This is a genomic window from Microbulbifer maximicatervae (SeqCode) (genome assembly GCF_052467825.1).
The window spans coordinates 2,774,618-2,800,715 of record NZ_CP174327.1 but is presented as its reverse complement, the minus strand read 5'-3'; the positions used below and the strand labels follow the sequence as shown (position 1 = coordinate 2,800,715).

Sequence of the window (26,098 nt, the reverse complement as noted above, 5' to 3'; positions counted from 1 at the left end):
ACCACCCGGAGAAAAAAATGGAAATTTTAGCTCGAGACACACTAGAGTTAGGCGGCTTCGCAGGTATTACTGAACATCGACTGGTGACTGATAGCCGCGTATTTGGTGCTCGCAAAAAAGCAGAGGCTTTTGAAGGACTGGGCAATATGGTGTATTTGGCTGATGCGCGCTATTTACCCCAGGGCTCATCGGGTATGCATCCGCACAGTGAAATCGATGTTATCTCTATCATTGTCGAGGGTCGGGTCAGCCATGAGGGATCTTTAGAACACGGCAAGGATTTAGCCGCAGGTGAAGTTCAGGTACAACGTGCAGGGGGAGAGGGTTTCTCTCACAATGAAATTAATCCAGACAAACAGCAAAACAGAATGCTGCAAGTCTGGGCGCTGCCAGAGAAAGCTGGCCAGCCTGCGGGGTATAAAACCTACAAACCGGCATTAGATGGCACCACTCGTATTTATGGAGGTATTGACGAGAAAGGCAGTACTTTTGATAGCAGCACTTTAATGGACATTGCACACTTAAAAACAGATGAACAATTATCTTTAAATGAAACTCATTTAATCTATGTGATTAGTGGAAATGCAAAAGTAACCTCAGAACACATCACAGAGCAGGTGAAGGAGGGCGACTTAATCCGAGGGGACAACTTAACTCTCACCAGTACAGCGGCGCTGCACTTGCTTCTTGTGAGCCATAACAATTAGATCCTCAGTTACAAAAACATCATTCAGAACTATATGGCCGACCAAGCAACAACTCTACCATTAGCTAGAATGTGAGCTACATCCATTTTGATGAAGGCGCCCAAATCAAAACCAAGCCTCCACAAAACCCTTTTGAAAGGAACTAAACCTAGACCTAAAAACAGTAAACTTAATTTAATGAAAGCATCTCACATCAACACCCAGTAGCTCTTGAGATTAAGAGCTACTGAATCCAAAAAAAATCAAATAAATAGACCCACAATAAGACACATCTACCCACCCCTATTTTCGATTCAATAAAGCTAAATATAGCCTTTAGCAGGCTGCAAGGATATACCTCCCTATTTTCAACAGCCTGACCTCACCATACATTTAATAAAAATCCATTTTTTATCTCGCTATTTCTACACAGCACCGTAACAACCCCCACCTATGCTACGCCATGCAATTTTTATCTAGGAAAATCATAATGAAAAAACTACTTATCATGACGACCCTATCCACTTCGATTCAGGCTGCTCAGCTAACAAACTATCAAGTTATTGATGGCGATACAGTTCACGGTTACGTCGACAATGAGTATATAAAAATACGCTTGAATTGCATTGATGCCCCTGAGACCAACCCCAGCAACCAATCGTACGGCCCCGAAGCCACTCAAATCCTAAGCGACCTATTGTCATTTGGTTCAGTTGATTTTGAATCTACAGGGAAAGACATCTATGGTCGGGAAACTGGGTACCTGTATGTGAATGGGTACAATATCAATCAAGAAATGGTAATACAGGGAGCTGCCTGGAATTATGAATACTATTGTGGCAGCGAGTTTGAACTCGAGCAGGAATTTGCTTACTACTACGGCCTTGGGTTGTGGTCGAACACTGATGCTATAGACCCCTACTGTTTTCGCAAGAACTTGGACTACGATTACTGCTACTACAATCCAGAGAACAACTTAATTTTAGATAACTAGATCAAACGCAATAGAAATCAGAAAAATACAGCATAAAATAACTTGGCGATCTGACTTTAGGGCAACGGTAGCACTTCAGATCACCAGGTTAAGCATAACTACTGAAAATAAATCTAATCGACCTCAAGTTGAGCCATTCTATTTCTTGCTGTTTCATTATCAGGATTTATTAACAATGACTTTCTATAGCAATCTATAGCAAGCTCTTCCTCCCCCTTTACCATATAAGCTTCAGCCAAACTATCCCAGGTCTTATATGAACCTGGATAAAACTGTGTATTCAATTCGAAAAATTCTATTGCCTTATCAACATCTATGCCAAACTGATCATTATAGAGACGATCATAGCCAAAGAAACGAATAACATCTTCCCTCAACATAAACGTCCCTCCGAGCTTTCTTGAGAACTGTTCGAAGTGATTTTTAACATTCACTGCGGTGCGAAATCTAGCTTGATCATCGATCATATAACCATCAAAAATTGATCGAAGCCCTCTATAAAAGCTAATAACGGGCATGGTATGATGATTTTCTTCTGCCCCATAGGTTACTGAATCTACGTACAACCCTTTTTTGGGCTCCTCATTTAGCAGCCTAATAAATTCTGCAACATAGTTTTCTTCAGGATATACACCTTCTACTCTCTCTGAAGTAGCGATAAACAGCCTGCGCTTTTCAGTTGATTTACTTTGTAGGAATTCAGAATACCGCTTTAACATAATTTGCTCATCCCACCACATACTTGGATCAATAGCGATATACGCATTAAAATCTTCAGGCGATGAATATAAGCTATGAATAACAGGTAGACCTGTAAATGAGTAACCTGCAAGAATTTGATACCCAGATGTCGGATATTCCGCGTTTATCTCTGGGATAAGCTCCTCTCTTAAGAACTCAAGGAATTGATCAGCGCCCCCTGTATTGGAAAGCGCCTGATTTTTACGCCCGCCATATTCAATTAGCGATCTAGTAGGTGAGCTATCTCTAACACGTTCTTGGCTTACGATACCTACGACAATCATTTCAGGAATTACTGGAGTGGCATCAGAACTCAGCTGCCGAACCATACCCGTGAAGACATGAAAGAAACTATTAAAATCTGCATCAAGTAAATAAAGAACCGGATAATTTTTATATCCACCTTCTTTAAAGGATGTGGGAAGAGAAATCCAATACTCCCTTCTCTCTTCGAGAGTTTGCGAGACAATAACCTTGCGCTCACCAATAGTTAACTCATTGGATTGAGCAGTCAAACTCCAAACTGCGGCAATTAAAATTGCTATAAATTTGCCTTTCATAGGAACACTCCATCTTTCCACCAGCTAACCATTTAACCCACTAATAATTTAATAATCATAAGAGAAAGAAAAGCATACACCGCATTCTGGGCTCAATGAGAATGAAAAATTCACGATGTGTTTAGAATGCAGCTTAGTCTTTCCCTCTGCCCAAAAAGTAAGTAGTTAAACTGCGATATATACTCAACTAATCATTTGGATCTTTTAGGCATTAGTCCAAAATATTTCCTGTTTTGCGAAAGGATCCTTGTAAGAGTCTTGGCTGACCTGGGTTAAACCAAGCCTCTGCAAGGACATTTCAGCAACATGTCTATTAAATGCTGAGATATGCCCTCCATTTAAGTAGTGGTCAATATCCACCCAGGAAGCATGCTTAATTTCTTCCGTATCTGTTATTGAAATATCCCGATTTAAGGCACTCAATTCACATACGAAGTAGATATCCGTGTAGCCTAAATTTGTAGGAAATCGGGTGGCAAATCCGAGTACTGAGGAAAACTCGCAGGACACACCGGTCTCCTCATAAACCTCACGAATCACCGCATCGGCTATCTTTTCACCCAGGTCAACGGTTCCTCCAGGCAGCTTCGGGCTCGATGCTGCACTGTGGCCCTGGACACAGAGCAGTTGCCCATCAAGATGTACGAATCCCCCAACTCCCACCGTATGGGTTGGGTAGAAGGGAACATATGCATCTTCCTGAAGCTTAAGAACCAGCCTTGTAGCAGAATCCCGACAGCTATGAAATGTAAAACCATGCTTTAGGCATATCGGGATAAACCGGGTAAGTGCATCTCGGAGATCTATCCATATCAACTTTCGTCTGTTAACTCTGGATACTTCTATAATGGCTACCAGTTCAACCAAGAACTGATTTTCCGTACCAGAAAAATTCTCGAGATCCAAAGTAACGCAATTAAAGGAATCAACTGTATGATGAAACACAAGCAACCTATTCAACACCTAAATGATTTCAATACCATAAACGATATAGCCAACACTGAATCAATCATTCGTTCATTGATGTAAAGCCAACTTCGAATCCAAAATAATAGCTCTGTGCCATTATTTGATAAGATACATCCCTTCAGTATCTGGACGGCTCAATTCAAATCCAAATTTTCTATAAAGCTCGGGAACATCTGCCATCAACGTAATATATGCTGAAGGAAGGGCTTCTCGATCCAGGTAAGCCATAATGTGCTCCATGATCTGACGCCCCAGGCCAACACCTTGGAATTTGGGATCGACAGCAACATCCACTATCTCAAAATTAAGTGCGCCATCCCCCACTACCCGCCCCATAGCGACAGTTTCAGATTGTCTTTTTATATGGATACCATACAAACTATTTGGAAGGCCTTTTTCCGCTGCTTCACGGCTTCTGGGGGTTAAGCCAGTTATCTCTCGCAGCTTGAGGAAATCCTCAGTAGGAGCTACTTTCTCAATAACTGTGTACATATCTTGCCGGAAAAAATAAATAAATGAATAGTGCCGCCAAGTCTACCTAGCACCTAGCGACAACCAAACTGCTATTTAAACTGGAGCTTCCTGGATCTCTGTCACCACTTCAGCTTTCACGGAGTTCGCAATAAAACACTGTTTGTGGGAAAGGTGGTGTATTTTTTCTAACTGCTCGCGACTGGGTTGTTTTTCACCGGAGAAGCGCACTGAAGGACGCAGGGTAACTTTAGTCATAGCAATTCGGCCATCCTTATCGGCCCCCATAATTCCTATAGCTTCATCGCAATATTCATCAACCACAAATCCTCGCTTGGCTGCAATCGATAGAAAAAACAACATGTGGCAGCTGGACAGAGCCGCTACAAAAGCTTCTTCTGGATCAACGTTTTCAACTACTGAATAGGGAATGGGTACAACATGGGGGGAAGAGGAGGCTGGGATAGATGCCCCACCATCAAATTGCCAGGTGTGGGCTCGACTGTATTGATTATCGGTGAAAATCTGCTCGTCGCGTTTCCAGGTCACCGTTGATGTATACTCTGACAAGACTTATCTCCCTTTAGACGACACCCCTAGTCTTGGGGGAAAAGGGGCTAAATTGGGATGCTCACCAGCCCTAAGATTACCAAGAACCGGTGAGTGCTATTTCAAATGGTCCATCGCCTCCCGAAGCCGGATATAGGCGCCACAAGAAATACTAGTTAAGCGGCATCCACCTGCTCATCGGTGCGAGCAGCCATGATAAAGTCATTTTTGTGCAGGCCCTTAGCCTCGTGACTCCACCAGGTAACCGTAACCTTACCCCATTCAGTCAGCAGTGCGGGGTGATGCCCCACCTCTTCAGCAATCGCGCCGACACGGTTGGTAAACGCCAGAGCCTGCTTGAAGTTACGAAACTTAAACACGCGTTCCAGCTGCATAATTCCGTCACGGGTCATCGGCGTCCAGTCAGGGATCTGCCGCAGCAGTCCTGGCAGTTCGTCATCACTCACCAGCGGCGCATCGGCACGACAGGCTTCACATTGTTGTTGAGCTAGTTCGGTCATGAATCGGTCCTCAAAACCTTGTTTATTATCGGCTCAATTGGGCCGGCCTCACTCTACCCGCCCCCCCTTAACGAAACAAGTACAGGGCTCAAAAACGCATTTTATCCGGTTTTACCATCACAAAATGGAACCGCATGCTAAAAATATTGGACGATCTATAGCCACCGCAGCCTTGGGTCGACATCGGCAGATTAACGTGAGGATTGTCATGAAAGCACACCTCAGTCTCTTATTACTTCTAGTATCTCTAGGAGCCTGTGAGCGCCAGCAAGTGGATAGAGAGCGCCTTCCTCCACCAGAGAAGGTTATCCTGGAGGAAATGCGCTCCGAGACAAACCTGGCATTCGAGCAGCTCTGTCAGCAATTTATACACGGCCTATGGAATCTATTCCCATCCTGGGCGCTCAGTGAAGGCTACTATGAAGTAGCCAAAGAGCTTCAGGTGCCCGATAAGAGTTATCGTGAATTTGTATTGGATTTTGCTCAAATCTATGAACGCAAATTTGCAGCCTTGGATAAAAGCCAGCTCAATATCAATTCACGCAGTAATCTCGCTCTTATAGAAAATTTTCTGCAGCGACTGCAATGGCAATATACCAGCTTTAAGTCATACCAATGGGACCCATCCATCTATAATGTTTCCCATTCTTTTGCCCTGATCCTAAACACCGACTATGCGCCACTTCTAAAGCGCCTACATACCGTTAGCACTCGTATGCTGCAAGTGCCCGAGTACTATCAGGCCGCTAAGGCAGCTATCTATCGTCCGGCAGCGCCACAGCTTGAATTAGCAATTCAACAGAGTACAGGCTCACTGGAAGTCTTTGGTGAAGAGCTGGAAAAAACGGTTAAAGAAAGTCAGATGCCTGCGGACGCAAAGGAGATTTTCTTACGGCGAATGCAGGATTCTCGCTTAGCGATACAAAGCTATATCCACTTCCTACAAAACCTGCAAAAGAAATTGACTAAATCCGGAAAATTCCGTGATTTTCGTATCGGTGAAAAACTCTACGAAGAAAAATTCCAGTTTGATATCAATATTGGAATGAGCGCTGCTGAACTATACCAGCGCGCCATCATAGAGAAGCAGGTAACCCACGATAAAATGACCAAGCTTGCCGATCAACTCTGGCCAAAATACTTTCCTTCTGATTCCCCACCCAACGAGCCACTGGCAAAAATTGAAAAGCTGCTGAACAAGCTTTCCCAATATCATGCCACCAAAGAAACTTTCAAGAAAAAAGTAGAGCAACAGATCCCGGAGCTGGCAGAGTTTGTGACCGAAAAAAACCTGTTAAGCCTGGACAAGGAAAAGCCACTGGTAGTTCGAACAACTCCAGCCTATATGCAAGGCTTTGCTGTAGCTTCCATTAATGCGCCTGGCCCCTACCATAAAAGTGCAAATACCTATTATAACGTGATGCCCATAGAGACCTACTCCGATCAACGGGCGGAGAGCTTACTGCGAGAATACAACGACTATATCCTGCAGATACTCAATATCCATGAAGCGATCCCCGGGCACTACACTCAACTGGTCTACGCCAATCAGTCACCCAGTATCCTGAAAACTATTCTCGGCAATACTGCCATGATCGAAGGCTGGGCCGTCTATGCGGAACGCATGATGCTGGATGCGGGTTACGGTAATTTTTCCCCCGAGCTGTGGCTGATGTACTACAAGTGGAACTTGCGCACTATCACTAATACCATTTTGGATTATGAGGTACAGGTAAAGGGTATCAGCCAAGCAGAGGCGATGAAGTTAATGGTCAGGGATGCCTTTCAACAACAGGCTGAAGCAGAGGGTAAATGGCGCAGGGCGACCTTAAGCCAAGTGCAGCTCACCAGCTATTTTGCTGGCTTTACAGATATTTTGGCCCTGCGCGAAGAAATCAAAAAGAAAATGGGCAACAACTTTAGTCTCAAGGGGTTCCACGAGATGTTCCTGAGCTATGGCAGTGCACCTATACCAATTATTCGCGAACTGATGCTGGCGGACTTAGCTGAGCAAGGCAATAAATTCCAATAAAAAAGGCCCCTGTTGGGGCCTTTTCTTTAAATGGCGGAAGCGTTACACCTCACCTTCGGCAATCTTGGCTTTCCAGATCAGCGGGCCAGTAGTGTGTACTGACTCACCCTGACTGTCGACAGCCACAGTTACCGGCATATCTTCTACTTCGAACTCGTAAATCGCTTCCATTCCCAGCTCGGGGAAGGCGATAACTTCGGAGCCTTTAATCGCCTGGGCAACCAGATAAGCAGCGCCACCGACGGCCATAAGGTATACCGCTTTATTATCGCGGATCGCCTCAATTGCCATGGGGCCGCGCTCCGCCTTACCGATCATCCCCGCCAAGCCAGTCTCTTCCAGCATAGTGCGAGTGAATTTATCCATACGGGTAGCGGTGGTTGGACCAGCGGGACCAACAACCTCATCGCGCACCGGATCTACCGGGCCTACGTAGTAGATAAAGCGGCCGGTGAGATCCACAGGCAACTTCTCGCCTTTGGCGAGGATATCTACCATTTTCTTGTGAGCCGCATCGCGACCAGTCAGCATCTTGCCGTTCAGCAGCAGGGTCTCACCGGGCTGCCAGCTTTGGATATCTTCTGCAGTAATGGTATCCAGGTTTACCCGACGGGTATTGCTGCCCGCTTCGCGGGTAATTTCCGGCCAGTCTTCCAACTTAGGCGGAGTCTGGCGAGCGGGCCCGGAGCCATCCAGGGTAAAGTGGGTGTGACGGGTAGCCGCGCAGTTGGGGATGATCGCCACAGCCTTGTTGGCAGCGTGGGTAGGATAATCCTTAATCTTCACATCCAACACAGTGGTCAGTCCGCCCAGGCCCTGAGCACCGATGCCCAGTTTGTTGACGGAATCATAGAGTTCCAGACGCAGCTCTTCAGCACGGTTAGAGGCTCCGCGCTCTTGGAGCTCCTGAATGTCGATGGGGTCGAGCAGGGATTCTTTGGCCAACAGCATCGCTTTCTCAGCGGTACCGCCAATACCAATACCCAGCATGCCGGGCGGACACCAGCCGGCACCCATCTGCGGAACCATCTTCAGCACCCAGTCAACCACCGAGTCAGATGGATTCAGCATGGCAAACTTGGTTTTGGCTTCACTGCCGCCGCCTTTAGCTGCCACATAAACTTCTACGGTATCACCGGGAACGATTTCATAGTGAATCACCGCCGGAGTATTGTCTCCGGTATTCTTACGAGCACCATCTGGATCTTCCAGAATAGAGGCACGCAGCACGTTGCTGGCATTTTGATAGGCCCGGCGCACACCTTCGTTAACCATATCGGTAACGCTCATGTCCGCTTCCCAACGCACATTCATGCCCACTTTCAACTTCACGGTGACAATGCCGGTATCCTGACAGATTGGGCGGTGACCCTCGGCACACATGCGTGAGTTGATCAGGATCTGGGCCATGGCGTCCTTGGCCGCCGGGTTGACCTCTTTCTCATAAGCCTTGTTCAGGGCCTGAATGAAGTCCTGTGGGTGGTAGTAAGAAATAAATTGCAGCGCATCGGCCACGCTGCCGATCAGATCATCCTGGCGGATAGTGGTCATTGCCAACTCCGATTAACGTCTCGAGGCCGGCGATTCTACACGAAATGTAGGGTTATTGACCCAGATATTCCCAGAAATCCCATTCACCGAAAGGGAAAACGGAATAAAAAAAGGCGGACACCAGGTCCGCCTTTTTTAACTCAACCGGAAAACTACATGGATGAAGCGGTGGAGTCACCGCTGGATTGCAGAGAGCGAATCGCATCGCGAAGCTGCACCAGATCCTTATTCACCGAACGGCGGTAAGCATCGATAGACTCTACAGCCTCTTCATTCGCACCGACACGCATAGTCAGGTCACTGCGCACTGAAGCCAGCTGGCGCTCCAGGCGTGCAAGCTTGTCGGTCATCTCACGCTGGGAATCTGTATTGCCCTTGCGCAACTCTGCCAGCGAAGCCTCTACAGCAGCGATTTTCTTCACGCTGGACTCGAGGCCGCTGAGCTTGGTGCTAAGAGCGGCGACTTGCTTTTTGTTAGCCGCGACTGCTGTTTTATTGGCGGAAATACTCTTGCGGTTGGTGTCATAGGCAACACCCCACAATTTGCGGATCTCCGAGGAGTTTTCCTTGGCTTTTGCATTCAGTACTTCAACCGACGCCGTAGATTCCTCATCGGAGAGGCTAAAGCGCTTCTCCAGTTCAGCAATACGGTTTTCCGCATCGGCAATACGAGTCTCTGCATCACTCAACAGGGTCCGGCTGTCCTGCCATTGCTGGTACAGGAAACCCGAGGCACCCAGGCCACCCATCGCCATAATCAGGGCACATAGCCCCAAGAAAGAGAAACCACCGCGGCGCTCCTCCACGATCACCTGGGGCTCTGGTGAATCACTCCTTTCTTCGCTGGTAGTGAGATCCAGTGACGGTTCAAGAGCGGCGCTGCCGCCCAGTGTGGGCTCTTTGCGTTGCATGGTTCGATACACCCGATAACTGTGCTGATGAGTCCGGTACCCGCCAGTTCTATGCTGCTCTTTCCGGTACCGTATTTTCAGAAATATATGACAATAGAATCCATTCAGATTCGTCGAATTCTGCGGCAGTTATACCAAAAATTGACGAAAAAGTAAGCGGTCGTCAGTAATAATAGACGACAGTCGAATAGAGCTGACAGCAAAAGCTTCCCCCCTTGTGTTTGAGGAAATCGTCCCAAACTTCCCTAATCCATCGCGCCGGCTTAATTCTGAGATGCGGCACGTGTAGAATGCCCTCACCAATAACCCTCAGACAAAGGAAGGAAAACACCATGGCTTTCGAATTGCCTGAACTCCCCTACGCTAAGAACGCCCTGGCACCGCATATCTCCGAAGAAACTTTGGAGTACCACTACGGCAAACATCATAAAACCTACGTAGACAAGCTGAACGGCCTGCTGGAAGGCACTGCTGACGCTGACAAATCTCTGGAAGACGTGATCAAGTCCTCTTCCGGTGGCGTGTTCAACAACGCAGCCCAGGTTTGGAACCACACTTTCTACTGGAACTGCCTGAGCCCTAACGGTGGCGGCGAAGCCACTGGCGCGATTGCCGAGGCTATCAACGCAGCCTTCGGTAGCTTCGACCAGTTCAAAGAAGCATTTACCACCAGTGCTGTAAACAACTTCGGCTCCGGCTGGACTTGGCTGGTAAAAAATGCTGACGGCTCAGTCGCCATTGTAAACACTTCCAACGCAGCAACCCCGCTGACTGAAGAAGGCGTTACTCCCCTGCTGACCTGCGATGTTTGGGAACACGCTTACTACATCGACTACCGCAACCTGCGTCCGAAGTACATGGAAGCTTTCTGGGCCCTGGTGAACTGGGAGTTTGTAAACCAGAACTTCGCTTAATCCCGAAGTCACCAGAAAAAGCGGGCCATGTGCCCGCTTTTTTTATTTCTTTAATGCCCTCCTCCCAATCAAATTCTCCCCACTACTGGCCAAATGCTGCTCCAGTCAGCACAATACCTGCTGATCTGCACTACACATCCCGCATAAAGTGTGGGGGATTTAGGCAGGCAACCTAAAGAATGCCACTGGAGTGGCACAAATTAGCAACGAAGAACCGAACACTGGGAATATGCTCATGAAGTTGAAACCAACCCTGATCGCAGCCGCCATAAGCGCGCTGGTAATCAGCGGCTGTGACCGCGGCGCCCCGAACACAGCCGAGCAGAGTGCAACCGCCACAGCCACGGAAAGCACAGCGACTCAAGAAGTCGCAGGAAAAGTGGACCCAGCCGCAGTCAAGCGCGTAAACCAGATGTTCGAGGACTTCTTCCAGGAGCACCTCGCCCGCAGCCCCGAGTACAAAACTTTCCTGGGCAAAAAAGAAGATTACGATAAGTGGAACGACCTCTCCCCAGAGTTTGCCAAGGAAACCCTGGAACTCGACAAGCGCCAGCTGGCGGAACTGAATAAAATTGATCCTTCCACTCTGGATGACGCTACCCGCTTGAGCTTGCGCCTGGCAAAGCGCAACTGGCAACAGGATATCGATGGCTACAAGTGGCGCAATCACGGCTACCCCGTCAACCAGATGTACGCCATCCACACCAGCGCAGCATCGCTACTGATCAGCCAGCACCGTATCGATGATGTCAGCGATGCAGAGGCCTATATCGCCCGCTTGAACGGCATGCCCAAGTATTTCTCCCAGTTGGAAGAACAACTGAAAGCCAATGCTGCAGTCGGCACAATCGTACCTAAGTTCGTATTCCCTTACGTTATTAGCGATTCCCGCAACCTGATCACCGGTGCACCTTTTAACGGTGAAAAAGACAGCCCACTGTTTGCAGACTTTAAAGACAAAGTAGAAAAGCTGGAAATCAGTGAAGATCAAAAGAAATCACTGGTCGATAAAGCCAGCCAGGCCCTGACTGAAAGCGCCGGCCCCGCTTACGAAAAATTGATCAGCTACCTGCAAGAACTTGAGAAAAAAGCCAACACTGACGACGGCGCCTGGAAACTGGCAGACGGCGAAGAGTTCTATAAATTCCGCCTCGGTGTTTACACCACTACGGATATGACTGCCGATGAGATCCACCAAACCGGTCTTAAGGAAGTTGCCCGTATTCACGACGAAATGCGCGAGATTATGCGCAAGGTGAAGTTCGAAGGTAACTTGCAGGAATTCTTCGAATTCATGCGCACCGACAAGCAGTTCTACTACCCCACCACTGAGGAAGGTAAAGCGGAATACCTGGAAAAGGCCACCGCAATTATCGACACCATGAAGGGCCGCCTGGATGAACTGTTTATCACCAAGCCCAAAGCCGATCTCGATGTAAGAGCCGTAGAAGCCTTCCGCGAAAAGTCTGCGGGTAAGGCCTTCTACCAGCGCCCTGCTCCCGATGGTTCGCGCCCCGGCATCTACTATGCCAACCTGTACAATATGGAAGATATGCCGTCTTACCAGATGGAAGCATTGGCTTACCACGAAGGTATCCCCGGCCACCATATGCAGCTTTCGATCGCTCAGGAATTACAGGATATTCCCAAGTTCCGTAAATACGGTGGTTACACTGCTTATACCGAAGGCTGGGGCCTCTACTCCGAACTGGTGCCCAAAGAATTGGGCTTCTATGAAGACCCCTACTCTGACTTTGGACGCCTGGCTATGGAACTGTGGCGCGCTGGCCGATTGGTGGTAGACACCGGCCTTCACGCCAAGAAATGGACCCGCGAGCAAGCGATCGACTACCTCGTAGAGAACACCCCGAACCCGAAAGGCGACGTGGTTAAAGCGATCGAGCGCTATATTGTGATGCCTGGCCAAGCGACCGCATACAAAATTGGTATGCTGAAAATTGTCGAGCTGCGTGAAAAAGCCAAAACAGAACTGAGTGATCAGTTTGATGTTCGCGGCTTCCACGACACTATCCTGGCCAGTGGCCCAGTCCCCTTGGATGTACTGGAAGAACTGGTTAATGAGTGGGTTGCAAAAGTAAAAACCCAACAATAAATAATAGAAGCGACAGATAAGTACCTGATAACTACTTGTCTGTCTTTTTCTTATCGTCAGTAGAGCATTGCAGAAGTAAAAATTCTGTATAGTTTTTACAATACGGCATTTATTGTTTTACAGGGAAGTCCGGAATGACACTCCGGACTTCTTATTAAGCAATCACCAGCTCCCAGCATGAATGGCACTGTGGTCTTATTTCAACCCCCCCTATTTTCAGCTCACCTTAGCCGCCACTGTCGTATAAAAGCACCAAAATAAAACATACCCAGTATTCCCCATACCAAAAAAGTGCACCGCTCTTATTTTCTGCTGAATTTATATCCACAAAACCAAATAATGGGATGCTTTTACATAAAAAAGTCCATTAACTGCAAAAATAATGATAAAAAAGTAAGAGCTACTCTTTGAACGCAAGGATTGTACTCATGAAGTTAAAAGTAACTCTGATTGCAGCGGCAGTAAGCTCACTCATCCTCACGGGCTGCAACGATAGTACCAACAACGCAGATGCACATAAGATTGCCCCCTTAGAGGAAAGTGCACTTAATCAGTCACCTCCCCCGAAAGTCAGCAAAGAAATGAGTGAGGCCAGCAAGAAGGTCAATTTGCTATTCGATAAGTTCTTCCAGGAGCATCTAGACCGCAGCCCTGAATTCAAAACATTCTTGGGTCTGAAAGAGGAGTACAGCAAATGGAATGATCTAACTCCTGAGTTTGCGCAAGAAACCCATGAAATTAATAAACGTCAATTATCCGAGCTGAATAAAATTGATCCCGCTATACTAGATCGACCTACCCAACTTAATCTTCGACTGGCAAAACGCACTTTGCAACAAGAAATCGAAGCCTATAAGTGGCGAAATCATAATTATCCAGTCAACCAAATGTTCGCCACCCATACCGGCGCCGCTTCAACACTTATCAGCCAGCACCGTATCGATAACATCAGGGATGCCGAAGCTTATATTTCCCGCTTAAATAGAATTCCCCAGTATTTCGCACAGCTGCAAGACCAACTGGAAGAAAACGCCAAAGCTGGCACCACTATCCCAAAATTCGTTTTCCCCTATGTTATTGGAGATGCACAAAACCTAATTACTGGTGCTCCTTTTGACAGAAAAAAGGACAGCCCTCTATTTGCTGACTTTAAGGGAAAAGTAGAAAGTCTCGATATCAGTAAAGAGCAGAAAAAGTCCTTAATAGATAAAGCTAAAACAGCACTAAAAGACAACACTGGCCCCGCCTATAAAACCCTAATCGACTACCTGCAAGAGCTTGAGATACGCGCAACTACTGATGATGGCGCCTGGAAACTGGCAGATGGCAGTGACTTTTATAATTTTCGCCTCGGCTTTTACACATCTACCGATATGACAGCCGAAGAAATTCATAGGATTGGCCTTGAAGAAGTGACTCGCATCCATGATGAGATGCGTGAAATTATGCGTAAAGTAAAATTCGAAGGTAAGTTGAAAAACTTCTTCGAATTCATGCGCACCGACCAGCAATTTTATTACCCGACCACTGAACAGGGGAAAGCTGCATATCTTGAGAAGGCTACTACCATTATCGATACCATGAAGGGTAGGCTGGACGAGTTATTTATCACCAAACCTAGAGCGGACCTCGATGTGAGAGCGGTAGAACCATTCCGGGAGAAATCTGCCGGTAAAGCTTTTTACCTGCAACCTGCTGCCGACGGATCACGCCCAGGCATCTACTATGCCAACCTCTACAACATGGACGATATGCCCAGTTACCAGATGGAAGCACTGGCATACCACGAGGGTATCCCCGGCCACCATATGCAGCTCTCTATCACCCAGGAATTACAGGATATCCCTAAATTCCGCAAATATGGTCACTATACCGCCTATACCGAGGGTTGGGGCCTTTACTCTGAAATGGTGCCAAAAGAGATGGGACTCTACCAAGACCCCTACTCAGATTTTGGGCGCCTCGCCATGGAGTTGTGGCGAGCAGGACGCCTTGTAGTCGATACCGGAATTCACACTAAGAAGTGGACCCGAGAACAAGCCATACAATACCTGATGGAAAACACCCCTAATCCTGAGGGGGATGTGATTAAAGCAGTCGAGCGCTATATCGTATTACCCGGCCAGGCAACAGCCTACAAAATTGGCATGCTCAAAATTTTACAGCTCCGCGAGAAAGCCAAAAAAGAACTGGGAGAAAAGTTTGATATTCGCCAATTCCACAATGCAGTTCTGGCCAACGGCCCAGTACCACTGGATGCCCTGGAGGAAATTATTGACGAGTGGATAGCAAACACCAGAACTCCAAAAGTATAACTAAAAGGTTAAAACAGAATTAAAAAAGGCCACTATCTGTGGCCTTTTTTGTTTGAGCTATTAGTGAACACCTAACAATTCGAGAGCCAAATATACACGAGGACAAGCGATATACTTGGTTTACCTGCATTTTTAGAACCCTATAGCTCAAGGTTGAAAGCCCCAGCTAACAGCACGCACTCTTGTACTGCAAACCGCTGCAGCATGTAGAATGATCCTATTTCTTAAGTATCGCATGGCTTAGTGATACTGTGCTCAGTTGGCTGCGGGGTGATAGTCATAACTTTTACTTCGCTAGGTGTTTCAAATCGGTGCCAGATACCTTTTGGTATTACCAATATTTGCCCGGCTGATAATTCGTTCCGCTTCTCATCACCGTTAACGAGAAGAATTAGAGCTGTTTCCCCACCTATAACTTGAACAAACTCATCTCCATTGGTGTGTCTTTCCCACTCGCTATTCCCTGAATAGTGGGCTACGTATATTCCACCATCCCTATACTCGGACAATAAGGCAAATGCATCTTTAGCTTCCTCATCCGTTGTTTCGGGAGTTCTTCCTTTTAGAAATTTAACTCTAGAAAACCCATCATCTATCGTAATAGCTTTTGACTTCGGCACTTACCAACCCCTTACAAGTACTACTCTTACTACTGGGGTGGAAGGAAAGAATACACCGCACTCGAGACACGCTGTGAATACATCCCTGTAAGCTCTTAATCGGCATCCATGCCTCATAGGGTCCTAAGCGCGGTGTATTCTTCCCTTCTCCCTTTTTAGTTACTAAAACCACATAATCCGAGCACCTTCACCCTTTCTAGCGGCAAAGATGCTCAAACTTTTAAGTTACTCTTTTGACGATCCTATAGCCGAATACTCTGCAAAAATGAATCCTAACTCTTGTTGGTTGCTATCCACTGATCTACCTGCTGCTCCAACACTGCCAATGGCAAAGCGCCATTGGTGAGAACTACATTGTGGAACTGGCGGATATCAAACTGGCTACCAAGCGCTTCTTTAGCGCGTTCACGCAACTCAAGAATCTTCAGCATACCGGTTTTGTAGGCCAGCGCCTGACCGGGCCAAACCATATATCGCTCGATCTCGGTGGTGACTTCGGACCCAGTCATACCGGTCTTTTCCAGCATATACTCAATCGCTTGCTCGCGACTCCAGCGCTTATAGTGCATTCCAGTATCCACGACCAACCGCACAGCCCGGAACATTTCCGCCTGCAACCGACCCAAATCATCATAGGGGTTTTCTTGGAAACCGGCTTCTTTAGCAAGCTTCTCGGAGTACAGTGCCCACCCTTCCGAGTAAGCATTAAACAACCCCATTTTACGGAAAGTCGGCACACCTTTTAGCTCTTGTGCAATTGCCAACTGGAAGTGATGCCCAGGTACCGCTTCATGGTAAGCCAAGGTACGCATTCCAAACTTTTTGGTTTCATGAACATCCCGCAAGTTTGCATAAAATACGCCGGGGCGAGACCCGTCCATTGCTGGAGGGTTGTAGTAGGCTCCCGCCGAACCTTGCTCTTTAAACTCTGGGACTCGGCGCACCTCAACACCCATATTGGGTTTTAAATCAAAATAGTCACCCAGGCCTGCATCAATTTCATCAATCATTAGCTGGTAATCGGCAATAATTTTCTCCCGCCCTAAATCTGAATCCTCATAAAGAAACTGGGGATCATTATTCAGTGCAGAGAAACGTTCGCTAATAGTGCCACTGGTTCTACCAACGGATGAGAAAATTTCATTCATTTCCGTTTCAATTCTTGCAACCTCTTCCAATCCAATACGATGGAGTTCCTCCGGTGCAATATCTGTACTGGTAAAGTTGCGTACCTGATAGGCATAGTAGGCATCCCCATCCGGCAATGCCCAAACACCATTGTTCTCTACAACCTTTAAGCGGAGAGTACTGAAATAATCGATTAGCCCTTGATACGCGGCGTAAACTTCTGTACCAATCAGCAACTCAGCTTGGCTGAGAATACGTTCCCGCTCCTGTTTATCCAGCTTTTCAATTTTGTTAAGTCGCTCCAGTAATGAGGTATAAAGTATATTTTCTTTTACCGGCGCGGCGATAAAACCCTGCATTTCCTCTAAAACACTATCGACAACAAAGCGCGGGGGCAAGATATCTTTCTCTTCCCTTATCTTCAGACCATCCAGCAATTGATAAAACTTACGCCCGACCTCTCCCAGACGAGACAAGTAATAATCAGCTTCTCTTACATTGTTGATCTGATGTACTTCAGCGAGAAACTCCGGCAACCTATTCTGCTCACCCGACATTTGGTTAAGCGGGTAATCATGGTGCCTCCAGCGTTCAACTTCTGCCTTTATACTGAGAAGATGCTCTAACACATCATAGGAAATGGCCTGTTGCCCTTCCAAACTTTCGCGATCATAGCTGCGCAATACCGCCAGCTCGCTCTTCATCATTTCAATAACACGCAACTGCTCTTCTTCAGACAAATCATCGAGATGCGCATTGTGTCCATCAATTCCAAATTGTTCCAAAATTCTAATTTGTGAAAGGATTTCCGGACTGCTACTGCCGATTTTTATAAATACACGTTCAAAAAATACATCTATAGACCAAGGCTTGAAATAAACTGCATTAATAGCAAAAGCAGAAACTGCCAAAACCCCCACAAAAAATAAGCCGCCAAACCATTTGGCAATAGTCTTAATCATTATATTTCTCCCGAATTCTTAGCTGTAATTTTGTCCCGGTATCAGGATCACCTCAACTCCCGCAGCAGAGAATTCCGATAGAGCGATCAGCGCAGGGGCCAAGCTGAATTAGACCCATAATTCACAACTATTTTATCGGCGATACAAAGTCACTGGGCTTCAGAGCCAGCAGGGAGCAACTGACCTTCTGCAATATATTCTCTGCAGTATTCCCCATAATGAAACCGGGAATACCCGCCCGCCCAACAGTGCCCATAACCAGCAAGTCGAGACCTTCCTCATCAATCAGCAATGGAATAAAGTTATCTGGATGGGCAACCACATGGTGAATACGTATTTCCCCCTCAATTCCGGATGCACGTATCAATACATCGAGCTTTGATCGGTGCTGGGCCCGCGCCGATTCAGTGGCCTCATCCAACTCTTCCTCAGAAGCGCTCAAGGGAAAATGACGCCGCAAGTATTCATCGATATCGAAGTCCCAACAGGAAATAACATTCAGCACGCCACTGCAGCTGTCAGCGAGTACTCGCGCCCAGCGCAGCAACCGGATCGCCAAGTCATAAGTGCTGCCATCCTCGCATTCAGGGTCGAGAGCAACAGCCACCTGTATCTTGTTGCGATGTTCCTTGATTGGGCGGCACAGCCATACCGGGCAGGGACACTTTCGCAGCAGATCCATATCCATTGCCTTGAAGCCCTTAAGCTGGCTGCGACCCTCAACATTCTTGATCACCAGGTCATAGCCCTCAGCCAATACCCGGCGGATCACTCGCTCGGCAGGTCGGGCACCACAATCTGACTCAATCTCCAAATTGGTCCTTTCCGCCGATAACTCCATATGTACGCGGGCCGACTCAATTTCACTCCTGACCCTATCAAGCATTGTCCTCACACAGAGCCGACTAAACTCCTCAAACCCCTCCGGCACCTTTGGACAGACCAGTAAAACCTTTATCTCCGCCTGATGATTGCGCGCTACTGCAAAAGCCTGCATGAGTCCACTGCTTTCATCCTCAGCAGCATGGCTGACATACAGGATTTTATGAATGTTTGGCATAACGCTGCCCTCAACCAGAGACATTTGGGAGCAAACAGGGGCAAGACTCACCATAAACCCACTCGCTGCCTCAAATTGGTATCGTGAACAGAGCAGATTTCACACGGAAATACACAGGTGAAGGAGATGGAGCAGGAGTAAGTAGATAGGGGAAGGGGAAGGCGAAGTGAGTAAACACCAACCTTAATAGACGGAAAAAGCGTCTAGTGTCGCTAAAACACAAGGCAGAGGAGCCCAAATGAGCTCAGGAGGCTAAAGCAGGTCGGCCAGAGCCCGGTGCTGGGGTCAGATATCCAAAACCTGCTTAACAAAAGGAATGGTGATTTTACGCTTAGCCATAAGTGAAGCCCGGTCCAACTCCTCCAGACACAGAAAGAGTGCTCGAGTATCCCTCGGGGCGCGGTGCAATATGTACTGGGCCACATCTTCCGGCAGGTCGAAACCGCGCAGACGGCTGCGACGGCGCAGGGCGGCAACTTTATCGCTGTCATTCAGGGTTTTGAGCTGGAACACCAGGGACCAGTGCAAGCGTGACTGCAAATCAGCCAGGGCAATATCCATACCGCGGGGAGACTTGCGAGCCCCCATCAATAACTGCCTGCCGCCATCCTTAACTCGGTTATAGAGATGGAAAATAGCGGTCTGCCACTCGGGCTGCCCCTCCAACAAATGAACGTCATCTATACAGACAAGGTCCAGGCGTTCGAGTCCGTCGAGAATAACAGCCGGGTCCATGTTCATTAGGTCTGCTAGAGGGAGATAATGGAAAGAGCGACCATTGGCCTCTGCGCACTGACAAGCAGACTGAAGCAAGTGGCTAATACCACTACCCGCCTCACCCCAAATGTAAATTACAGACTCGGGATTCTCGCCACTGGCAAAAGACTGCAGCAGGGCAACTACCTGTCGATTTGGATCTGAATCCGACAGGTAGAAGTTATCAAAAGTGGCGTCATCCCGCAGGGATACCCCCAGCGGCAATTGTTGCGGAATACTCATCTCAATCCCAGTGATAGCGCAACGGATTCTCAGCGCTGCCCAAGGGTGAACGGTATCCATTCAGGTTAATGGCGTCTCCGTCCGCTTGTGCTCGCAATTTATGGTTTAGAGCCAGGGTATCACGCAAATTGCTCAACCCTGCCGAAGTGACCAGTGCCAGGCGCATTCGGTCCCCTTCAACAGAGAGCAGGTTAGCACTGCTGACCTGTGCCAACCCCTGTAGATAACCAGATGCCTTGGCATAATCAGCAAAACTGTCGATACCAGACAACTCAACAATCACCGCACCCAACTGATTGTCCTGGCCATTCGGGGACACCGCATAGCGCTGTGCAAGAATATTGGCCAGTTGGTTAACGCCGCGCAAAGCGACCTCTTCCAGCGAACCTCCGGCAGTATCGAAGGCATAACTGCGACCACCGTGGATTAGCAACCAATCTGCCTGCCAGCGATGGCCGGAAGCTTGAAGCACCCGGCCCATCAAAGTGGCATCGGGGCTATAGCGAAAGCCCGCCTTCTCAGCTGCCTGCTCATCTTGGGCCCAGAGAGCTCCCAAAGGCATATTGCGCTGGTCATTGAGATCCATTACCGGGAAATCCAGGGGGACACCGCGCTCGATAGCCATTGCCTCGAGTACAGAGAAGAGCTCCGGGGTCGCCTCTTCACTCAAAGCACTGCGGCCCTCTTGCAAGGTATCTACTGCAAGCCACACCAAAGTGCCGGGGCGATTGTTAGGCCACATGGGCAAGTTCATTTGATTAACTTGCCGGGAGATCGCTTGAGGATCAAAGGAAAGGTGCAAGTAGAGCTGATTGTCCTCGCGGGTATAGCGATACCCCTGAACAAACTGCTGTGCATTCTTTAATATCGGCTGCACATTTGGGTTACTACCGACAGCGGCATCTCCCGTAACACGTACGAACACCCGTTCCAGGCCGCGACTTCCGGCTGCTGCACGATCCGTGGCTCCGCGACTCGACACAGCCTCGACAACTTCGTACAAATCCGAGATGACTCGAGCTTGGACCGGTAGGGCTAGAACACTGATGATCAGAGCCAGCAACTGCAACACCAATCCCTGCCGGAGCAGCTTGTGCATAGGACTTCTCTCCAAACCTCTTATTTTCCGCCCCTGAGCTTGCAGAAATTATTATCGATGTGCAAGACGCCAGATTTTAGGGCGGACTAAAAATTGCGGCTATTGTATCAGCGTCAGACGTTTCTCTCAGCCCCGAGTTCTCACTATCGGAGTGATTTCACAGTTCAAATGGTGAGAAAATGCCGAAATCCCCCTTCGAGATGCCGTCTGGGCGTGGCTCCCGAGGCAAGACCCAGATAGAATACGCGCCCTTCGAATACCCACCGCAGGAAGAATCATGAGCGATTCCAAGCCGCAATCTACGCAAACATCCCTCTCTTATAAAGATGCCGGTGTCGATATCGACGCAGGTAATGCACTGGTAGAGCGCATCAAAAATGTCGCCAAACGCACATCCCGCCCCGAGGTAATGGGCGGACTGGGCGGATTCGGCGCCCTGTGTGAACTACCAAGCGGCTATAAAGAGCCGGTTTTGGTTTCCGGCACCGACGGTGTGGGTACCAAGTTACGCCTGGCAATGGACTTGGGCATTCACGACAGCATCGGTATCGACCTTGTCGCCATGTGTGTGAATGACCTGATCGTAGCAGGAGCTGAACCCCTCTTCTTCCTCGACTATTACGCAACCGGCAAACTCAATGTCGATATTGCTGCAGAAGTAGTTACCGGCATCGGCAAAGGCTGTGAGCTGTCAGGCTGCGCACTGGTCGGCGGCGAGACCGCCGAAATGCCCGGCATGTACGAAGGCGACGATTATGACCTGGCAGGCTTCTGCACCGGTGTCGTAGAAAAATCTGAAATCATCGACGGCAGCAAAGTTAAAGCTGGCGACGTATTGATCGGCCTGGCCTCCAGTGGCCCCCACTCCAATGGCTACTCCCTGATCCGCAAGGTTCTAGAAGTCAGCGGTGCCGATCTCCAGCAGGACATCGGCGGTGAAACCCTGGCCAAAGCGTTGATGGCCCCGACCCGTATTTACGTTAAAAACCTGCTGCAATTAATGAAGACCTTCCAGGTGAATGCGCTAAGCCATATCACTGGCGGCGGCTTACTGGAAAACCTGCCCCGCGTACTGCCCGAAGGCTGCAGCGCGCGTATTGATGTCACCAGCTGGGAAATGCCTCCTGTATTTAATTGGCTGCGTGATGCAGGCAATATCGATAGCCGCGAAATGTACCGCACGTTTAACTGCGGTGTTGGCATGGTTATTTGCGTGCCTGCAGAGCAATCCGAGCCGGCACTATCCGCTCTCAAGCAAATGGGCGAAGACGCCTTTGTCGTTGGCACTATCGAAGATGCCAAAGAAGGGGCGGAAGCAGTAGAGCTGGCGGGGCTGTAATGTCTTGTAGAGTTGCCGTATTAATCTCCGGTAGTGGCAGCAACCTGCAGGCTCTGCTGGATGCCGCCGCACAAGAGGACGCGCCTTTTTCCGTGACTGCAGTTGTCAGCAATAAGGCAGATGCCTATGGACTGACTCGCGCAGAACAGGCAGGCGTTCCCACCTCTGTGGTGGATCACCGGGATTTCTCCAGCAGAGAAACCTTCGATCACGCCTTGATCGAAGAGATCGACAAGTGCAAACCAGATTTGGTTGTACTGGCTGGGTTTATGCGTATTTTGACGCCCGACTTTGTGCGCCACTACAGCGGCCGCCTGATCAACATTCACCCCTCCTTACTGCCGAAGTACCAGGGCCTGCATACCCATAAGCGGGCACTGGAAGCCGGGGATAAAGAACACGGCGTAACCGTGCATTTTGTCACCGAGGAACTCGATGGCGGGCCACCTATCGTCCAGGCCATTGTTCCTATTAAGGAGGGAGACACTCCTGAGCTACTGGCAAAGCGAGTGCAGGTTCAAGAGCACATCATTTACCCCATGGCGGTTACCTGGTTTGCCCAGCAGCGCCTGCAAATGGCCGATGATCGAGTTCAGCTGGATGGTGAATTACTACCTCACCACGGGGTTCAGGTTTCCGCATAAAACCAGCCCTTGATAGCTGGCGGGGTAAAAGTCCTTCAATGTACTTTGCGCGCCTCGCCAGCTAGTATTCAAAAGGGTTCAGTTTTTTGTGGGATATCACAGTGCGCCTTTTTGCTACCTCTCTGTTTCTTTTTTTAATTACCGGCCAGGCAATTGCTGCTGAGCTGGAACCTTTCAAAGCCACCTACGCCGCCCGATTTAATGGGATCAGCATTACCGCCACTCGGGAATTGTCCGAACAGGACGGCAACTGGCGCCTGGACTTCGATAGCAGCGCCCTTTTTGCCAGCATTAAAGAGTACTCTCGCTTTACCAGCCAGGATGGCCATATCACCCCCCAACATTACGAATATCGCCGCAAAGGCCTTGGTCGAAATCGCGCCACGGTGCTTAATTTCGAACCGTCAAAAGGTATGATCTTTAACGTCCATAATCCAGAGCGGGATCTCAAAGACGCCCCACCCAATACTCTTGACAAGGTGAGCTATCAAATCCAACTGGCACTCGATGTCGCCGCTGGAAAAACAGACCTTCAATACAAAGTTGCCGACGGCAAAAAAATTCGCGATTACAAATTCAGTCAAGTTGGCACTGAAACCCTAAAAACACCTCTGGGTCCGGTGGAGACAATTAAAGTCGCTCGAGTGAGAGATAAAGACTCAGGAAGAGAGACAACTGTCTGGATCGCACCGCAATGGAACTACGCTTTGGTGAAACTTATCCAAAGAGAAGAAAATGGCAAAAGGTATCAAATCAACCTGACAAATTTATCCATCAACGGCGAAAAAGTCGCTGCCAGCCAATAAATGGCCACATTTTCGACTGATGAAAAAAAATCCGTCGACTTGGATAGATTTTTGTCCCCATTGTCTTTATAAAGTCACTCCTCTCCCTCACTAGGGCAATGACGTATTGCTAGACTTTTTAGTAAGGGATTTGCTACGGAAGTGGAAGGTACTTATATAAGTCTAAAGGCCTTCCTGCCATGGCAGAGTTTATTCCAACCTGTTTATGGCTTTCAGTAATCAGCAGACTTAGAGATGGGTTCTCATGAATAAAAAATACCTGCGACACGCAGTTCTGGCCGCAGCTATCAGCTCCGTTTCCCAAGGCGCTATGGCTGCAGGTTTCTACTTGCAGGAAACCAGTGCAACAGGCCTTGGCCGCGCATTTGCTGCCGAAAACACTATCGGCGACAACGCTGCAATTCTGGCGCGCAACCCAGCCGGTTCAGCACTATTCAATACTTACACCATTTCTCTTGGTGCGACTTACGTTGATCCCGAAATCGATGTTGACGGTGATGTCACCTACTATGTCGGCAGTGAGGAAACTGGCTACCTGGGATTCGAAACTCCCGCGAGCGCCGATGACTACGCCACCAGCGCAGTAATCCCCAACGGCTACCTGGCCGCCCCCATCAATGATGAGTGGTCCTGGGGCCTGGCCATGTACACAGACTTTGGTCTGGAAACTGATTTCCCGGATAACTTCCCCGCAACTACGATCGCCAACAAAACCTCTCTGCTGACTGTAAACATCCAGCCATCTGTTGCTTACGATTTTAACGATCAATTCAGCATTGGCCTGGCAGCGAATATTTTCTACGTTGATGCAGAACTAAACACTACATTCCCCGATAACTTCCTGATCGGTGACGTTGTAGAACCCGCCTTTGGATTTAATCCCGCCGGCGCCACCGTGTTGGACGTAAAAGGGGATGCCTGGGACCTGAGCTGGACCATCGGCGGCCTGTGGCGCATCAGCGACAACACTCGCGCAGGTATTTCTTACCACGCTAAGTACGACCCCAAAATTAAGGGTGAAGTAAGCTCCGACATCGCTCCGAGCCCGCTGGATTCATTTGATGATACTTCCGGCAACCTGACCCTGAACCTGCCTGACACCCTGGAGCTGGGCTTCTACCACCGCTTCAACAATAATTGGGGTGTGGCAGTAGGCTACATGTGGACCAACTGGGACCGTTTCGAGCGCCTCGAAGCCTTTATCCCCTCCGCTGGTGAAGACTACAACCCGCTTCTACTGAAAGAAGAAAACTTCCAGAGCGGTTCTCGTTTCAGTATCGGTGGTGAATACTACCGCAATGACGAGTGGACCTTCCGCTTTGGTTACGCTTACGATCAAGGCGCTGCCCGCGACGGCTTGAACCGCCATGAAACCGAAGAACTCTCAGAACTGGTAGACGAAGACCTTCCGATTACCTGGCGTACCCTGTCTATTCCCGACACTGATCGCCAGTGGCTGACTGTTGGCGGCACCTACTCACTAACTGACAAACTCACTGTTGATGGCGCTTTCGCCTACATCTGGGGTGATGACGAAGTTATCCAGGAAGCTAACAACATTAACGACTCCCTGATTACCTACTTCGATGGTGGCACCACCAAAACTGAAGCTTACCTGTTCAGCTTGGCTCTGAATTACCAGTTCTAAGTCACCTTAGACCTGATAAGAAGAAGGCTCTACCCTTGGTAGGGCCTTTTTTATTTCCAGCGATTATCAGCCCTCCTCTAAACTTCCATAAACCTCACAACAGTCCGCTCCCCAGAAAACTCTCCCCGCCCCCAATCCAAGTACCACCAAAGCGTTAACACCGAAAAAAAGGGTTAGATATCTCCATCCTTAAATTTGATATAAGGAACGTCAAATCCTAAAACCAGATGAGTTTGCAAAATTATATATCTTAACAGCGCATTTAAATTATTTATTTTTGCTCATTTAATGGAATCTGGAGCTTATTTGTTTAACTTATCAATATTGTTCAAAATCGCCTTATTCAGAAAGCAGGCCCCATAAGCTCACACCACTATTACTCAAGGATCTCTGAATAACCCCGTAATACATCTGCGACCTCTCATTAGCTGAGAGGGATCACCCATGCATTGCAAACCTCAAGCCC

At 48.4% G+C, this 26,098-nt stretch carries 22 protein-coding genes; 10 read left to right on the top strand and 12 right to left on the bottom strand.

Annotated elements, in window-relative coordinates; translation table 11 throughout:
* Positions 1-17 precede the first annotated feature (17 nt).
* Entirely contained in the window at positions 18-707 is a 690-nt protein-coding gene (locus ACJJII_RS12430; protein WP_444916392.1) for a pirin family protein, read from the top strand.
* 469 nt (positions 708-1,176) lie between these two features.
* Complete coding sequence (locus tag ACJJII_RS12425; RefSeq protein WP_444916391.1) at positions 1,177-1,680, top strand: thermonuclease family protein; 504 nt, start codon at positions 1,177-1,179, stop codon at positions 1,678-1,680.
* 113 nt (positions 1,681-1,793) lie between these two features.
* On the opposite strand, the gene ACJJII_RS12420 is transcribed toward ACJJII_RS12425, so the two are convergent.
* From ACJJII_RS12420 to ACJJII_RS12400, 5 genes are all read right to left on the bottom strand, one after another.
* Positions 1,794-2,981, bottom strand: coding sequence for an alpha/beta hydrolase-fold protein (locus ACJJII_RS12420; protein ID WP_444916390.1), 1,188 nt, complete (start codon positions 2,979-2,981; stop codon positions 1,794-1,796).
* Positions 2,982-3,185: 204 nt separating this feature from the next.
* Positions 3,186-3,926 (bottom strand): NUDIX domain-containing protein, encoded by a 741-nt coding sequence (locus ACJJII_RS12415; RefSeq protein WP_444916389.1) that lies wholly within the window; start codon positions 3,924-3,926, stop codon positions 3,186-3,188.
* Between the two features lie 120 nt (positions 3,927-4,046).
* Positions 4,047-4,442: a GNAT family N-acetyltransferase gene (locus ACJJII_RS12410; protein WP_444916388.1), complete on the bottom strand. Its 396-nt coding sequence runs from the start codon at positions 4,440-4,442 to the stop codon at positions 4,047-4,049.
* Positions 4,443-4,517: 75 nt separating this feature from the next.
* Positions 4,518-4,991, bottom strand: coding sequence for an OsmC family protein (locus tag ACJJII_RS12405; protein ID WP_444894651.1), 474 nt, complete (start codon positions 4,989-4,991; stop codon positions 4,518-4,520).
* Between the two features lie 155 nt (positions 4,992-5,146).
* A complete protein-coding gene (locus ACJJII_RS12400; RefSeq protein ID WP_108732232.1) occupies positions 5,147-5,491 on the bottom strand; it encodes a 4a-hydroxytetrahydrobiopterin dehydratase in 345 nt (114 codons plus the stop codon).
* 208 nt (positions 5,492-5,699) lie between these two features.
* Between ACJJII_RS12400 and ACJJII_RS12395 the strand changes: the two genes are divergently transcribed.
* Positions 5,700-7,523: a DUF885 domain-containing protein gene (locus ACJJII_RS12395; RefSeq protein WP_444916387.1), complete on the top strand. Its 1,824-nt coding sequence runs from the start codon at positions 5,700-5,702 to the stop codon at positions 7,521-7,523.
* Between the two features lie 42 nt (positions 7,524-7,565).
* Here ACJJII_RS12395 and ACJJII_RS12390 read toward each other — a convergent pair whose 3' ends face one another.
* Positions 7,566-9,074 (bottom strand): fumarate hydratase, encoded by a 1,509-nt coding sequence (locus ACJJII_RS12390; RefSeq protein WP_444916386.1) that lies wholly within the window; start codon positions 9,072-9,074, stop codon positions 7,566-7,568.
* A 152-nt stretch (positions 9,075-9,226) separates the two neighbouring features.
* Entirely contained in the window at positions 9,227-9,985 is a 759-nt protein-coding gene (locus ACJJII_RS12385) for a coiled-coil domain-containing protein (protein ID WP_282931689.1), read from the bottom strand.
* A 332-nt stretch (positions 9,986-10,317) separates the two neighbouring features.
* Between ACJJII_RS12385 and sodB the strand changes: the two genes are divergently transcribed.
* The 3 genes from sodB to ACJJII_RS12370 all read left to right on the top strand — a co-directional run bounded on the left by sodB (position 10,318) and on the right by ACJJII_RS12370 (position 15,327).
* The gene (gene sodB, locus ACJJII_RS12380) at positions 10,318-10,899 is read left to right on the top strand and encodes a superoxide dismutase [Fe] (RefSeq protein WP_108732228.1); all 582 of its coding nucleotides are present in this window, start codon (positions 10,318-10,320) and stop codon (positions 10,897-10,899) included.
* 235 nt (positions 10,900-11,134) lie between these two features.
* Complete coding sequence (locus tag ACJJII_RS12375; protein WP_444916385.1) at positions 11,135-13,012, top strand: DUF885 domain-containing protein; 1,878 nt, start codon at positions 11,135-11,137, stop codon at positions 13,010-13,012.
* 428 nt (positions 13,013-13,440) lie between these two features.
* The gene (locus ACJJII_RS12370; RefSeq protein WP_444916384.1) at positions 13,441-15,327 is read left to right on the top strand and encodes a DUF885 domain-containing protein; all 1,887 of its coding nucleotides are present in this window, start codon (positions 13,441-13,443) and stop codon (positions 15,325-15,327) included.
* A gap of 224 nt (positions 15,328-15,551) precedes the next feature.
* Here ACJJII_RS12370 and ACJJII_RS12365 read toward each other — a convergent pair whose 3' ends face one another.
* The 5 genes from ACJJII_RS12365 to ACJJII_RS12345 all read right to left on the bottom strand — a co-directional run bounded on the left by ACJJII_RS12365 (position 15,552) and on the right by ACJJII_RS12345 (position 21,195).
* The gene (locus ACJJII_RS12365) at positions 15,552-15,947 is read right to left on the bottom strand and encodes a cupin domain-containing protein (protein ID WP_282931686.1); all 396 of its coding nucleotides are present in this window, start codon (positions 15,945-15,947) and stop codon (positions 15,552-15,554) included.
* A gap of 272 nt (positions 15,948-16,219) precedes the next feature.
* Positions 16,220-18,037, bottom strand: coding sequence for a DUF885 domain-containing protein (locus tag ACJJII_RS12360; RefSeq protein ID WP_444916383.1), 1,818 nt, complete (start codon positions 18,035-18,037; stop codon positions 16,220-16,222).
* 127 nt (positions 18,038-18,164) lie between these two features.
* On the bottom strand, positions 18,165-19,097 hold the full coding sequence (locus ACJJII_RS12355) for a universal stress protein (RefSeq protein WP_444916382.1): 933 nt from the start codon (positions 19,095-19,097) through the stop codon (positions 18,165-18,167).
* A 285-nt stretch (positions 19,098-19,382) separates the two neighbouring features.
* Positions 19,383-20,096, bottom strand: a complete 714-nt coding sequence (hda, locus tag ACJJII_RS12350) for a DnaA regulatory inactivator Hda (protein ID WP_282931683.1) — start codon at positions 20,094-20,096, stop codon at positions 19,383-19,385.
* Between the two features lies 1 nt (position 20,097).
* Positions 20,098-21,195, bottom strand: a complete 1,098-nt coding sequence (locus tag ACJJII_RS12345) for a DUF2066 domain-containing protein (protein WP_282931682.1) — start codon at positions 21,193-21,195, stop codon at positions 20,098-20,100.
* A gap of 277 nt (positions 21,196-21,472) precedes the next feature.
* Here ACJJII_RS12345 and purM point away from each other — a divergent pair, with 277 nt between their 5' ends.
* From purM to ACJJII_RS12325, 4 genes are all read left to right on the top strand, one after another.
* Entirely contained in the window at positions 21,473-22,534 is a 1,062-nt protein-coding gene (purM, locus tag ACJJII_RS12340) for a phosphoribosylformylglycinamidine cyclo-ligase (RefSeq protein WP_444916381.1), read from the top strand.
* The gene (gene purN, locus ACJJII_RS12335) at positions 22,534-23,178 is read left to right on the top strand and encodes a phosphoribosylglycinamide formyltransferase (RefSeq protein ID WP_444916380.1); all 645 of its coding nucleotides are present in this window, start codon (positions 22,534-22,536) and stop codon (positions 23,176-23,178) included. Before purM ends, purN begins: the two co-directional genes overlap by 1 nt.
* A 101-nt stretch (positions 23,179-23,279) precedes the next feature.
* On the top strand, positions 23,280-23,984 hold the full coding sequence (locus tag ACJJII_RS12330) for a DUF3108 domain-containing protein (protein WP_444916379.1): 705 nt from the start codon (positions 23,280-23,282) through the stop codon (positions 23,982-23,984).
* Positions 23,985-24,228: 244 nt separating this feature from the next.
* Entirely contained in the window at positions 24,229-25,632 is a 1,404-nt protein-coding gene (locus ACJJII_RS12325) for an OmpP1/FadL family transporter (RefSeq protein WP_444916378.1), read from the top strand.
* The last annotated feature ends 466 nt before the right edge of the window (positions 25,633-26,098 follow it).

What these genes read in the sequence shown, in the direction of transcription:
- ACJJII_RS12430 (WP_444916392.1), top strand. Translation starts at nt 18, where the DNA reads ATGGAAATTTTAGCTCGAGACACACTAGAGTTAGGCGGCTTCGCAGGT.
- ACJJII_RS12425 (WP_444916391.1), top strand. Translation starts at nt 1,177, where the DNA reads ATGAAAAAACTACTTATCATGACGACCCTATCCACTTCGATTCAGGCT.
- ACJJII_RS12420 (WP_444916390.1), bottom strand. Translation starts at nt 2,981, where the DNA reads ATGAAAGGCAAATTTATAGCAATTTTAATTGCCGCAGTTTGGAGTTTG.
- ACJJII_RS12410 (WP_444916388.1), bottom strand. Translation starts at nt 4,442, where the DNA reads ATGTACACAGTTATTGAGAAAGTAGCTCCTACTGAGGATTTCCTCAAG.
- ACJJII_RS12400 (WP_108732232.1), bottom strand. Translation starts at nt 5,491, where the DNA reads ATGACCGAACTAGCTCAACAACAATGTGAAGCCTGTCGTGCCGATGCG.
- ACJJII_RS12395 (WP_444916387.1), top strand. Translation starts at nt 5,700, where the DNA reads ATGAAAGCACACCTCAGTCTCTTATTACTTCTAGTATCTCTAGGAGCC.
- ACJJII_RS12390 (WP_444916386.1), bottom strand. Translation starts at nt 9,074, where the DNA reads ATGACCACTATCCGCCAGGATGATCTGATCGGCAGCGTGGCCGATGCG.
- ACJJII_RS12385 (WP_282931689.1), bottom strand. Translation starts at nt 9,985, where the DNA reads ATGCAACGCAAAGAGCCCACACTGGGCGGCAGCGCCGCTCTTGAACCG.
- sodB (WP_108732228.1), top strand. Translation starts at nt 10,318, where the DNA reads ATGGCTTTCGAATTGCCTGAACTCCCCTACGCTAAGAACGCCCTGGCA.
- ACJJII_RS12375 (WP_444916385.1), top strand. Translation starts at nt 11,135, where the DNA reads ATGAAGTTGAAACCAACCCTGATCGCAGCCGCCATAAGCGCGCTGGTA.
- ACJJII_RS12370 (WP_444916384.1), top strand. Translation starts at nt 13,441, where the DNA reads ATGAAGTTAAAAGTAACTCTGATTGCAGCGGCAGTAAGCTCACTCATC.
- ACJJII_RS12360 (WP_444916383.1), bottom strand. Translation starts at nt 18,037, where the DNA reads ATGATTAAGACTATTGCCAAATGGTTTGGCGGCTTATTTTTTGTGGGG.
- ACJJII_RS12355 (WP_444916382.1), bottom strand. Translation starts at nt 19,097, where the DNA reads ATGCCAAACATTCATAAAATCCTGTATGTCAGCCATGCTGCTGAGGAT.
- hda (WP_282931683.1), bottom strand. Translation starts at nt 20,096, where the DNA reads ATGAGTATTCCGCAACAATTGCCGCTGGGGGTATCCCTGCGGGATGAC.
- ACJJII_RS12345 (WP_282931682.1), bottom strand. Translation starts at nt 21,195, where the DNA reads ATGCACAAGCTGCTCCGGCAGGGATTGGTGTTGCAGTTGCTGGCTCTG.
- purM (WP_444916381.1), top strand. Translation starts at nt 21,473, where the DNA reads ATGAGCGATTCCAAGCCGCAATCTACGCAAACATCCCTCTCTTATAAA.
- purN (WP_444916380.1), top strand. Translation starts at nt 22,534, where the DNA reads ATGTCTTGTAGAGTTGCCGTATTAATCTCCGGTAGTGGCAGCAACCTG.
- ACJJII_RS12325 (WP_444916378.1), top strand. Translation starts at nt 24,229, where the DNA reads ATGAATAAAAAATACCTGCGACACGCAGTTCTGGCCGCAGCTATCAGC.